The organism is Achromobacter veterisilvae (genome assembly GCF_900496975.1).
Taxonomy (GTDB): Bacteria; Pseudomonadota; Gammaproteobacteria; order Burkholderiales; family Burkholderiaceae_B; genus Achromobacter; species Achromobacter veterisilvae.
Genome location: NZ_UFQC01000003.1, coordinates 224789 through 237163, shown reverse-complemented (window position 1 = coordinate 237163; position 12375 = coordinate 224789). Strand labels below are relative to the sequence as shown.

The window sequence follows — 12375 nt, the reverse complement described above, 5'->3', positions numbered from 1 at the left end:
AAACCGCGCATTTGCGCGGTTTTTGACTGCCAGGCACGTTCCAGAACCGCGCACGGGCGGCTCCCCCGCAACAGCGGATCAGGCCGCCTGGTACTGGGTGGCGCGCTTGCGCACCAGTTCGAGAACCCCCTGACAGGCGTCCTCGAGGTAGTCGAGCACCTTGCCGAAACCGTCGGCGCCGCCGTAGTACGGATCCGGCACGGTGGCCTCTTCGAACTCGTTGGCGAAGCGCATCAGCAGCATCAGCTTGTGCTGGTAGGCCTTGGGGCACTGCTGCTGCATGGCGGACAGATTGTCCCAGTCCATGGCGAGGATCAGGTCGAAATCGCGGAAATCCTCCGCGGTGACCTGACGCGCTTCGCAGTGCGTGATCTCGTAGCCGCGCTTGCGCGCTGCGGCCTGCGCCCGGGCATCAGGCGCCTCGCCGATGTGAAACGCGTGCGTGCCCGCGGAGTCGATGCGAACCACATCGCCCAAACCCGCGTCGTTCACCAAATGGCGAAACACGCCCTCTGCGCTCGGCGAGCGACAGATATTGCCCATGCAAACGAAAAGTACCTTGGTCATCATGAAAGCAAGTGTGCGGGAAAACCCGAGATAAGGCAAGCTTTTTTTGCGCCCGCGCAATTGGTGTTGCGCGAATGCGTCCCCATGAATTTTCCATACAATTCAATGACTTGCATGACAATTCGAAGGCAATGCCGGAACTTCGCTTTTGGAGAATCGCCCGGATTGCGACACCGCGATTGCAGCGCAGCAGATTGCCGGAAAATTCAGCCCTGTGTCAGTAAAAAGACACAACAAGATACGGCCCGCCCCTAGACGGCGCCATCCAGCAGCACCCGCTGTTTCAGCGCCGTCAGGGCGTCGCGCGCGGCCGCGGCCTGTTCGAATTCCAGGTTGCGGGCGTGGTCCATCATCAGCTTTTCCAGGCGCTTGATCTCGCGCGCCAGGGCCTTTTCGTCCTTCAGGAATTCGGCCGGCACCGCCGCCTCCAGCGCATCGTGCTGGGCGGGCGCCACAATCCCGTCGATCAGTTCGCGCACGGCCTTCTGCACGCCCCGCGCCGTAATGCCGTGGTCGACGTTGAATTGCAGTTGTTTGCTGCGGCGGCGGCTGGTTTCCTCCATGGCGCGCTGCATCGAATCGGTGATGCGGTCCGCATAGAGGATGGCGTGGCCGTTCAGGTTGCGCGCCGCGCGCCCGATGGTCTGGATCAGGCTGCGCTCCGACCGCAGGAAGCCTTCCTTGTCGGCGTCCAGGATCGCGACCAGGGACACTTCGGGGATGTCCAGGCCTTCTCGCAGCAGGTTGATGCCCACCAGCACGTCGAACGTGCCCAGGCGCAGGTCCCGGATGATCTCCACGCGTTCGACCGTGTCGATATCGGAGTGCAGGTAGCGCACCCGCACGCCGTGCTCGCTCAGGAAGTCCGTCAGGTCCTCGGCCATCCGCTTGGTCAGCGTGGTGACCAGCACGCGCTCGCCCTGCGTGACGCGCGCCTTGATCTGCCCCAGCAGATCGTCCACCTGCGTGCGGGCCGGCAGCACTTCGACCAGCGGGTCCACCAGGCCGGTGGGCCGGACGACCTGCTCGACGACGTTGTCGGCGTGCTCTTTCTCGTAGGCGGCCGGCGTGGCCGACACGAACACGCACTGGCGCATGCGGGCCTCGAATTCCTCGAGGCGCAGCGGCCGGTTGTCCAGCGCCGACGGCAGCCGGAAGCCGTACTGCACCAGCGTTTCCTTGCGCGAGCGGTCGCCGCGGTACATGCCGCCCAACTGGCCGATGGTGACGTGGCTTTCGTCGATGAACATCAGCGCATCGGCCGGCAGGTAGTCGATCAGGGTGGGCGGCGGTTCGCCCGCGGCCGCGCCCGACAGGTGGCGGGAGTAGTTTTCGATGCCCTTGCAGAAGCCCAGCTCCTGCAGCATTTCCAGGTCGAAGCGGGTGCGCTGCTCGAGCCGCTGGGCCTCGACCAGGTGGCCGTCGTCCGTGAAGCGCTTGACGCGTTCGCGCAGTTCTTCCTTGATGGTCTCGATGGCGCGCAGCACGGTGTCGCGCGGCGTCACGTAATGGGACCCCGGGTAGACCGTGAAGCGCGGCAGCTTCTGGCGGATGCGGCCGGTCAGGGGATCGAACAGCTCCAGGCTTTCGATCTCGTCGTCGAACAGCGCCAGGCGCAGCGCCAGTTCCGGGCTTTCGGCCGGGAAGATGTCGATCGTCTCGCCGCGCACGCGGAAGGTCCCGCGCGTGAAGTCGGCGTCGTTGCGGGTGTACTGCATGGCGACCAGGCGCGCCAGGATCTCGCGGCGCGAGATCTGGTCCCCGGCGCGCAGGATCAGCACCATCGCGTGATAATCGCCCGGATTGCCGATACCGTAGATGCACGACACCGTGCCCACGATGATGGTGTCGCGGCGCTCCAGCAGGCTCTTGGTGGCCGACAAACGCATCTGCTCGATGTGCTCGTTGATGGACGAGTCCTTCTCGATGAACAGGTCGCGCGTCGGCACGTAGGCCTCGGGCTGGTAATAGTCGTAGTACGAGACGAAGTACTCGACCGCGTTCTTCGGGAAGAACTCGCGCATCTCGGCGTAGAGCTGCGCGGCCAGCGTCTTATTGGGGGCCAGCACCAGCGCGGGCCGCCCCAGCCGGGCGATCACGTTGGCCATGGTGTAGGTCTTGCCCGAGCCCGTGACGCCCAGGAGCGTCTGGAACATCAGGCCGTCCTGCATCCCCTGGATCAGGCCTTCGATGGCGGCGGGCTGGTCCCCCGCCGGCGGATAGGGCTGGTACAGGTGAAACGGACTTCCCGGGAAGTCGACAAATCCGGGGCCCGCCGCAATGGCTGGCGCGCCCTCGCCCCCGGGCGCGGGGTTTTCCGCAATCGGGTCTATTGCGCTTTTAGACATGCTAGACTGTTCCAGGGTAAACCCCCCATTATCCACAGCACTCCGTACTGCGTCCACCCACCTCATCAGACTCCCATGAGCACCCTTTTCGATTCCGTCGAACTCGCGCCGCGCGACCCTATTCTTGGCCTGAACGAACAATACAACGCCGATACGCGTCCCGGTAAAGTCAATCTGGGCGTGGGCGTGTACTACGACGATCAGGGCCGCATTCCGCTGCTGGGCGCCGTCCGCAAGGCGGAAACCGCCCGCATCGAAGCCGCCGCCGCCCGCGGCTACCTGCCGATCGAGGGCATCGCCGGCTACAACGCGGGCGCGCAAGCCCTGCTGCTGGGCAAGGACTCCGCGCTGGCCGCCGCCGGCCGCGTACTGACCACCCAGGCCCTGGGCGGCACGGGCGCGCTGAAGATCGGCGCCGACTTCCTGCGCCAGTTGCTCCCCACCTCCAAGGTCCTGATCAGCAACCCGAGCTGGGAGAACCACCGCGCGCTGTTCGAACGCGCCGGCTTCGAGGTCGGCACCTACGCGTACTACGACGCCGCCACCCGCGGCCTGGACTTCGACGCCATGCTGGCGGACCTGAAGGCCGCCCCGGCCAAGACCGTGGTCGTGCTGCACGCGTGCTGCCACAACCCCACGGGCGTGGACCCCACCATGGACCAGTGGAAGCAGATCGCTGCCGTCGTCAAGGAAAACAACCTGGTCCCGTTCCTGGACATCGCCTACCAGGGTTTCGGCGACGGCCTAACGGAAGACGCCGCGGTCGTGCGCCTGTTCGCCGACCTGGACCTGACCATGTTCATCAGCTCCTCGTTCTCGAAGTCGTTCTCGCTGTACGGCGAGCGCGTCGGCGCGCTGACCGTCGTGGCCGGCAGCAAGGATGAAGCCACCCGCGTGCTGAGCCAGCTCAAGCGCGTGATCCGCACCAACTATTCCAACCCGCCCACCCACGGCGGCACGGTGGTGTCGACGGTCCTGAACTCGCCCGAACTCTTCGCCATGTGGGAAGAGGAACTGGCCGGCATGCGCGACCGCATCCGCCTGATGCGCAAGCAACTGGTCGAGAAGATCCAGGAACACGGCGGCAAGCAGGACTTCAGCTTCGTGCTGCGCCAGCGCGGCATGTTCTCGTACTCGGGCCTGACCGCCGCGCAAGTGGACCGCCTGCGCGAAGAGCACGGCGTCTACGCCGTCTCCAGCGGCCGCATCTGCGTCGCCGCGCTGAACAGCGGCAACATCGACAAGGTGGCCGCGGGCATCGCGGCCGTGCTGTAAGCCAGCAGCCGCCCGGGCCCACGGGCCCGCTTCCGCGAACGGGGCCTTCGGGTCCCGTTTTCATTTGTGCACGCCCGCGGCGGCTCTACTTGTCCAGGAACCGGTTCATCTCTTCGCGGATTATCTGGGCCACGGCCTCCTGGCGCTTTTGCGTCATGCGATTGTCCAGTGCCGCGACACTGATGCCGCCCAGCACGTCGCCTTCTTTATTCATCAGCGTCACGCCCACGCCGGTCACCTTGCTGACCGCGTGGCTGCCTATCACGGCGTAGCCGCGCTTGCGCGCGCGGGCGATGCGCATGCGCAGTTGCTCCAGCGTGAGCGACTTGTACTTGAGGAAGCGGGCCCTGTTGACCTTGAGGTAATGCTCCGTGACGTCGTCGTCGAAACTCGCCAGCATGGCCAGGCCGCCCGCGCCCACGCCGATGGGCTGGCGGTTGCCGACCGGGATGGCCAACGCCTGGATGGGATAGGCGCCCACTTCCCGGCCAATGCAGAGGGTATCGAGGTCTTGCAGGATCACCAGGAAGCTGGCGTCTTCGGTGCGGTCGGAAATACGGCGCAGCAAGGGCCCATAGCGCACGGACAACGACGACTGCGCAGCCAGCGATTCCCCCAGTTTCCGGCAATAGTCGCCCAGGTAGTACTTCTTGCTGCGCGCATCGCGGGCCACCAGCCCCTGCGCCAGCAGTTCGCGCAACAGCCGCAGCGCCGTCGGTTTTTCCAGGCCCTGCTCTCGGCATACATCCGTGAGCCGCAGGCCTTCTTCGTGATGGCGCTGCACAGTCTTGAGCACTCGCAGCGCCTTCTGGATGCTGGAGGATTCCGTCATATCGTCCGGGCCCATACCGGGCAGAAAAGTTTCATATGCCGGAACTTTATCCTCTTTTTCACGGGTAAGCAGGGGTTAATCCGGATCGGCCGGCCACGCAGAATAGAGCCACTCATCGACCAGCCGCCTATACCCACCATGAACGTCTATATCACCGGCATCGCCCATACTCCGCTGGGCCGCCACCCGGATCTCTCGGTCAAGCAACTGACCGAACAAGCCGTCAATACTGCCCTGGCCGACAGCGGCCATGGCCTGGAAGACATGCAAGCCGCATGGTTCTCCAACGTGCGCCAGGGCCAGATGGAAAAGCAGAATTCGATCCGCGGCCAGTGCGCGCTGAACGCGATGGGGGTGAGCGGCATCCCCGTCTTCAATATCGAAAATGCCTGCGCCAGCAGCAGTTCCGGGCTGTTCAACGCCTGCATGGCGATCGAATCGGGCATGTTCGACACGGTGCTGGTGGTCGGCGCGGAGAAGATGTTCTACCCCGACAAGAAGACCGAAATGATGAATGCGTTCTTCGGCGGCACCGACATCCATCTGCTGCGCCAGACATGGGATTTCTTCTGCCAGCAAGAGACCGACCCCGCCATCCGCGAGCGGCTGAACTCTCCCGGCGCCTGGAATACGCAGAGCTTCTTCATGGACATCTATGCGGCCATGGCGCGCCAGCACATGCGCACTTACGGAACCACGCAGCGGCAGATCGCCAGCGCGGCGGCCAAGAACCACGCGCACTCGACCATGAACCCGCTGGCCCAGTACCAGAACGACATGTCCATCGACGACGTGCTTGCCACGCCGGAGATCGCCTGGCCGCTGACGCGCGCCATGTGCGCGCCCATTTCCGACGGCGCTTCGGCCGTCGTGCTGTCCAGCGGCCGCGCCTTGTCCGACGCGCGCAGGCAACGGGCCGTCAGGGTCGCGGGCATCGGCGCGGCCAGCACCGTGATCCGCGACATCGCCGACATGGACCGGCACTGCGTGCACCTGGCCGCGAAGCGCGCCTATGCCATGGCCGAGATCACGCCGCAGGATATCGACGTGGCCGAAGTGCATGACGCGTCCAGCTTCGCGGAACTGCTGCAGATCGAAAACCTGGGCCTTTGCGCCCGCGGCCAGGGCGGCCCCTACACCGAAAGCGGCGCGACCAGCCTGGGCGGAGTCACCCCCGTCAACGTATCGGGCGGCCTGGTGTCCAAGGGGCATCCGATCGCCGCGACGGGCCTGGTGCAGATCCACGAGCTCGTTACGCAACTGCGCCATGAAGCCGGCGCGCGCCAGGTCCGGGGCGCCCGCACCGCGGTGGCCGAAAACGGCGGCGGGTTCCTGCATTACGAAGATGCGGCGGCCGTGGTCACGGTGCTCAGCAACAGGCTCTAGCATGCAGCCTATCGATTTTTTCCTGCATGCCGCCATGCGGTACCCGGATCGCATCGCCGCGATCGATGCGGCCACCGGCCGCACCCATACGTACGAAGCGCTGCGCGGCCAGGCGCTGGCGCTGGCCGCGGCGCTGCAACGCCTGTCGGGCAAGCCTCGTCCGGTGATCGCCACGCTGGCCGGCAATTCGCACGCAATGCTGCTGGGCATATTGGCCACCTACGCCTGCGGCGGCGTGCTGGTGCCGCTGACGCCGACCGTCGTCGAACAGGACATCGCCCGCCAACTGGCGACGGCCGCGCCCGATATCGTGTTGCACGACGCGGCCTACGAGGCGCTGCTGGCTTCCTACCACGGCCCGCGCATCTGCAACGACGAGCGCCGCGAGCTCCATACCGACGCGCTGGTGCGTGAACACGCGGGCCAGTCGCCATCGCGCTCCAACCCGGATCCGGGCGAGACGGCCGCCATCAAGTTCACGGGCGGATCGTCGGGCGTGCCCAAAGCCGTATTGCAGTCGCTGCGCTGTATCAACACCATGGTGGCGTCGCTGGCCATGGCGTATGGCTTCGACAGCGAGGAACGCTTCCTGCTAGCGCCGCCGATGACGCATGGCGCGGGCACGTTCGTGCTGCCGGTATTGCATGCCGGCGGCTGCCTGGTGATCGCCGGCCGTGCCACGGCCGAGCAACTGCATGCCTTGATGGACACCTGCGGGGTGACGTCCACCTGGGTGCCTCCCACCCTGCTCCAGCGGCTGGTGCAGGCACAGCGCGACGCGCCGCGCCACCTGCCGGCGCTGCGCAACCTGCTGTATGGCGGCGCGCCCTGCCCGGCCCCGCTGCTGTCGCAGGCAATTGCGGCGTTCGGCCCCGTGCTGGGCGTTACCTATGGCCTGACGGAAGCGCCGGTCATCATCGCGGGGATGGACGGCGCCACCGGCTCCCGACCCAAAAACCATGGCAGCGCGGGCCGAGTCGGCCCCCTGACGCGGGTCGCGGTCGTCGGCGAAGACGGCCGCGCCACCGCCAGCCCGAACACCTTGGGCGAAATCATCGCGGGCGGCGACCTGCTGATGTCGGGCTACCTGAACATGCCCGAGCAGACCGCGGCCGTCCTGAAAGACGGCTGGTTCCACACCGGAGACATCGGCTACATCGACGAGCGCGGGTTCCTGTTCATCAAAGGCCGCTCCAAGGACGTCATCATTACCGGCGGCTTCAATGTCTATCCCTCCGACGTCGAGAACGCCTATGCGCGACACCCGGACATCGCCGAATGCGTGGTGTTCGGCGTCGCCGACGACTACTGGGGCGAACGCGTCGAAATGGCGGTCGTTCTAGTTCGGCCGGACTCGGTCGGCGCCCAGGCGCTGATCGATTACGGCAAGCAGCAGTTGGGGTCCGTGCGGACGCCCAAAATCATCCACATCGTGCAGTCTTTTCCAAAAAACACACTAGGCAAACTCGACAAGCGGCGAATCATCGACGACTTGCGCGACGCGAGCCAGCAGGAGGAACATCGATCATGACATTCAAGACCTGGATTGCCGCCACGGCTGGCGCGCTGGCCATCACGCTGGGCGGCTCCGCCGCCGCGGCCTTTCCGGACCAGCCCATCCGCTTCGTAGTCGGGTTTCCGCCGGGCGGCTCGACCGATATCGTCGCGCGCGTATTGGCCGAGGGCCTGTCGCGCGAACTGGGCCAGTCCGTCGTCGTCGAGAACAAGGCGGGCGCGGGCGGCACCATCGGCGCCTCGACGGTCGCGCACGCCAAGCCGGACGGCTACACCATCTTCCTGGGCACCGTAGCCACCAACGTGATCAACCCGTTGCTGCGCAAGGAACTGAATTTCGACCCGATCAAGGGTTTCACCATGATCGGCGAGGTCGGCTTCTACACCAATCTGGTGCTGGTCAATGCCGATTCGAAATACCGGGACCTGGGCGCGCTGATCGCCGACGCGAAGCAGCGGCAACTGTCCTACTCCAGCCCCGGGGCCGGCACGTCGCCGCACATGACCGGCGAATACTTCAAGATCCTGACCGGCTCGAACATGCAGCACATCCCCTTTTCGGGCAGCGGCCCGGCGTTGACCGCGCTGATGGGCAGCCACGTCGACCTCGGGTTCGACAATCTGCCCGCCGCCCTGAGCCTGGTGCAATCGGGCAAAGTGCGGGCGCTGGCCATCACCAGCACGACGCGCATCAAGGAACTGCCCGATGTGCCCACCGCCGAGGAGCTGGGCGTGAAGAACATGAGCGTGGACGCCTGGGTCAGCGTCATGGGCCCGGCCGGCATTCCGGCCGACCGGCTGTCGGTGCTGAGTTCCGCCTTGCTGAAAACGCTGGCCATGCCCGACATCGTCCGCAAACTCGAAGACAAGGCCATCACGATCAAGGCCACGCGTCCGGAGGAATTGCAGGACTACATCGAATCCGAGACCCGGAAGTGGCGCGGCGTCATCGAGACGGCCGGCATCAAGCCGGAATAACGCGCGGCGCCTGGTCGAGGTCCGCCCGGGCAAGGTCTGATTTGGCCCGGCGCGCTCGATCCGGGGCATCCTGACCGGCCGGTTGCCGCTTTGAGGCGACCGGCCGGTCAGTTCGGGGAGCAACTTGCTTTTTTGCGCTGCGTCCCCCAGAATGGCGCTGTATATATGTACAGTCCGCTAGCACCGGATCATCGCCATGGCCAGCAAACTCACCGATCGCCAACAACAAATCCTGGATCTGATCAGGCAGACCGTCGCGCGCACCGGCTTTCCGCCGACGCGCGCCGAAATCGCGCAGGCCCTGGGTTTCCGTTCCCCCAACGCGGCGGAAGATCACCTCAAGGCCCTGGCCCGCAAGGGCGCCATCGAACTCACGGCGGGCGCCTCCCGCGGCATCCGCCTGAAAGACGCCTCCACGGCGCCCACGCAAGCCTCGCTGCCCTTGCCCTCCCTGGCGCAACTGCTGCTGCCGCTGGTGGGCCGCGTGGCCGCCGGCAGCCCCATATTGGCCGCGGAACACGTCGAACGCGAGGTCGGCGTGGACCCCAACCTGTTCGCCCAGGCGCCCGACTACCTGCTGAAGGTGCGCGGCATGAGCATGCGCGACGCAGGCATCCTGGAAGGCGACCTGCTCGCCGTGAAAAAAGCCTCCGAAGCCCGCAATGGCCAGATCGTGGTGGCCCGGCTGGGCGATGACGTCACCGTCAAGCGCCTGCAGCGCCAGAACGGCCACATCGAACTCCTGCCCGAAAACCCGGACTTCCAGCCCATCGTGGTCGGCGCCGACCAGGATTTCGCCCTGGAAGGCATAGCCGTGGGCCTGATCCGTACGCACGCGCTGCACTAAGGGCCTCTCCCGCCCTTCCCGGCGCAGGCAAAATGAAACCCGCCTCGGCGGGTTTCTTTTTTGGGCCATGGTTCCCGGGCGCTCCTTGCGGAGACGCCCGGAAGGTCAGGTCAGTGCTTGAGCACCGGATCGGTCGAGCCCGGCTCGGCCGGCTTGGCCACCAGGGGTTCCTTGACCGCTTCTTCCTCGGCCAGGGGCTCCGGCAGGCGTTCCAGGGCCAGTTCCAGCACCTTGTCGATCCAGCGCACCGGCACGATCTCGAGATGGTTCTTGACGTTGTCCGGAATCTCCGCCAGGTCCTTGACGTTTTCTTCCGGGATCAAGACCGTCTTGATGCCGCCGCGATGGGCCGCCAGCAGCTTTTCCTTCAGGCCGCCGATGGGCAGCACTTCGCCGCGCAGCGTGATCTCGCCGGTCATGGCGACGTCGGCGCGCACCGGGATGCGCGACAGGGCCGACACCATGGCCGTGGTGATCGCGATACCCGCGGACGGACCGTCCTTGGGCGTCGCGCCTTCCGGCACGTGCACGTGCATGTCGTGCTTCTCGAAGACGCTATCGGCAAAGCCCAGGCGGCGGGCGCGCGAGCGCACCACCGTGCGGGCCGCTTCGACCGATTCCTTCATCACGTCGCCCAGCGAGCCGGTGCGTTGGATGACGCCCTTGCCGGGCATGTCCGCGACTTCGATCGTCAGCAGGTCGCCGCCGACTTCCGTCCACGCAAGGCCGGTCACCTGGCCGATCTGGTTTTCCTTTTCGGCCATGCCGAAGGTGTAACGGCGCACGCCCAGGTAGTCGCTCAGGTTGTCGCCCGTCACGTTGACCGGCTTGACCTCGAGGGTCTTGCCTTCGGCCTTGGCGCGGTCGCCCTGGGTCAGCAACTGCTTGATGACCTTGCGGCAGATCTTGCCCACTTCGCGTTCGAGCGCGCGCACGCCGGCTTCGCGGGTGTAGTAGCGCACGATGTCGCGCAGGGCGCTGTCGTCGACGGTCAGCTCGCTATCCTTCACGCCGTTGTTCTTCATCAGCTTGGGCAGCAGATGGTCGCGGGCGATGTGGATCTTCTCTTCCTCGGTATAGCCGGACAGGCGGATCACTTCCATCCGGTCCAGCAGGGCCGGCGGAATGTTCAGCGTGTTGCTGGTGGCCACGAACATGACGTCGGACAGGTCGAAGTCGACTTCGATGTAGTGGTCCTGGAACGTGTGGTTCTGTTCCGGGTCCAGCACCTCGAGCAGGGCCGACGAGGGATCGCCGCGGAAATCCATGCCCAGCTTGTCGATTTCATCGAGCAGGAACAGGGGATTGCGCACGCCGACCTTCGACATGTTCTGGACGATCTTGCCGGGCATGGAGCCGATGTACGTGCGGCGATGGCCGCGGATCTCGGCTTCGTCGCGCACGCCGCCCAGCGCCATGCGCACGAACTTGCGGTTCGTGGCCTTGGCGATGGACTGCCCCAGCGAGGTCTTGCCCACGCCGGGAGGGCCGACCAGGCAGAGGATCGGCGCCTTCACCTTGTCCACGCGCTGCTGCACGGCAAGATATTCCAGGATCCGTTCCTTGACCTTTTCCAGGCCATAGTGGTCGTTGTCCAGCACCGTTTCCGCGTTGCTGATGGAATTGTTGATCTTGCTCTTCTTCTTCCAGGGAAGATTGATGAGCGTATCGATGTAGTTGCGCACCACGGTGGCTTCGGCCGACATGGGCGACATGAGCTTGAGCTTCTTGAGCTCGGCATCGGCCTTCTTGCGCGCCTCTTTGGGCATGTGGGCGGCGATGATCTTCTTTTCGAGCTCTTCGATGTCCGCGCCCTCTTCGCCTTCGCCGAGTTCCTTCTGAATGGCCTTGACCTGCTCATTCAGGTAGTAGTCGCGCTGGCTCTTTTCCATCTGCTTCTTCACGCGGCCGCGAATCCGCTTCTCGACCTGGAGGATGTCGATTTCGGTTTCGAGTTGCGTGAGCAAGCCTTCGAGGCGTTCGGAGGTGCCGACGATCTCGAGCATCTTCTGCTTCTGCTCGAGCTTCAGGGGAAGATGCGCGGCGATCGTATCGGCCAGGCGCCCGGCATCGTCGATGCCGGCCAGCGAGGTCAGGATCTCCGGAGGGATCTTCTTGTTCAGTTTTACGTACTGTTCGAACTGGGCGACGATCGCGCGGCGCAGGGCCTCGGTCTCGGAGCCTTGCATGGCGTCCGGTTCGATCGGCGTCACCTGGCAGGTGAAATGCGAATCGGCGTCTTCGATGCTGTTGATGCGGGCGCGCTGGGTGCCCTCGACCAGCACCTTGACGGTGCCGTCGGGCAGCTTGAGCATCTGCAGGATGCCGGCGACGCAGCCGATCTCGTAGACGTCTTCGGGCGTGGGGTCATCCTTGCCGGCGGATTTCTGGGCCACCAGCATGATGCTCTTGCCCGCTTCCATCGCAACCTCGAGCGCGCGGATGGAGCGCGGACGGCCGACGAACAGCGGGATGACCATGTGCGGGAACACCACGACGTCGCGCAGCGGGAGCAGGGGCAGGTCGATCGGGTCGGAAGGCAGGGTCTGGCTGGCAGACATAGGAGGTTCCTCGGTATGACTCGGCGTATCGGGGACGGGTGGCCCGGGTATACCCGGACCAGCCAC

General features: G+C 65.4%; 9 protein-coding genes. 5 read left to right on the top strand and 4 right to left on the bottom strand.

All coding sequences use genetic code 11. The features are described 5' to 3' along the window. Nucleotides 1-78 precede the first annotated feature (78 nt). Entirely contained in the window at nt 79-570 is a 492-nt protein-coding gene (locus tag AVE30378_RS04145) for a low molecular weight protein-tyrosine-phosphatase (RefSeq protein ID WP_006386176.1), read from the bottom strand. A 248-nt stretch (nt 571-818) separates the two neighbouring features. Then, nucleotides 819-2981, bottom strand: coding sequence for an excinuclease ABC subunit UvrB (gene uvrB, locus AVE30378_RS04140; protein WP_422393616.1), 2163 nt, complete (start codon nt 2979-2981; stop codon nt 819-821). Between the two features lie 9 nt (nt 2982-2990). Between uvrB and AVE30378_RS04135 the strand changes: the two genes are divergently transcribed. After that, on the top strand, nt 2991-4190 hold the full coding sequence (locus tag AVE30378_RS04135; protein WP_129239497.1) for an amino acid aminotransferase: 1200 nt from the start codon (nt 2991-2993) through the stop codon (nt 4188-4190). A gap of 85 nt (nt 4191-4275) precedes the next feature. Here AVE30378_RS04135 and AVE30378_RS04130 read toward each other — a convergent pair whose 3' ends face one another. Further along, a complete protein-coding gene (locus AVE30378_RS04130; RefSeq protein ID WP_165360073.1) occupies nt 4276-5022 on the bottom strand; it encodes an IclR family transcriptional regulator in 747 nt (248 codons plus the stop codon). A 138-nt stretch (nt 5023-5160) separates the two neighbouring features. Here AVE30378_RS04130 and AVE30378_RS04125 point away from each other — a divergent pair, with 138 nt between their 5' ends. The 4 genes from AVE30378_RS04125 (at nt 5161) to lexA (ending at nt 9748) form a co-directional block, all read left to right on the top strand. Beyond that, the gene (locus AVE30378_RS04125) at nt 5161-6408 is read left to right on the top strand and encodes a thiolase family protein (RefSeq protein WP_129239495.1); all 1248 of its coding nucleotides are present in this window, start codon (nt 5161-5163) and stop codon (nt 6406-6408) included. Nucleotide 6409: 1 nt separating this feature from the next. Continuing rightward, nucleotides 6410-7939, top strand: coding sequence for a class I adenylate-forming enzyme family protein (locus AVE30378_RS04120; protein WP_165360072.1), 1530 nt, complete (start codon nt 6410-6412; stop codon nt 7937-7939). Then, nucleotides 7936-8901 (top strand): Bug family tripartite tricarboxylate transporter substrate binding protein, encoded by a 966-nt coding sequence (locus AVE30378_RS04115; RefSeq protein ID WP_129239493.1) that lies wholly within the window; start codon nt 7936-7938, stop codon nt 8899-8901. The genes AVE30378_RS04120 and AVE30378_RS04115 overlap by 4 nt, the downstream gene beginning before the upstream one ends. Before the next feature lie 196 nt (nt 8902-9097). Beyond that, on the top strand, nt 9098-9748 hold the full coding sequence (lexA, locus tag AVE30378_RS04110; RefSeq protein ID WP_129239492.1) for a transcriptional repressor LexA: 651 nt from the start codon (nt 9098-9100) through the stop codon (nt 9746-9748). 110 nt (nt 9749-9858) lie between these two features. On the opposite strand, the gene lon is transcribed toward lexA, so the two are convergent. Further along, nucleotides 9859-12309, bottom strand: coding sequence for an endopeptidase La (gene lon, locus AVE30378_RS04105; RefSeq protein ID WP_129239491.1), 2451 nt, complete (start codon nt 12307-12309; stop codon nt 9859-9861). Between the last annotated feature and the right edge of the window lie 66 nt (nt 12310-12375).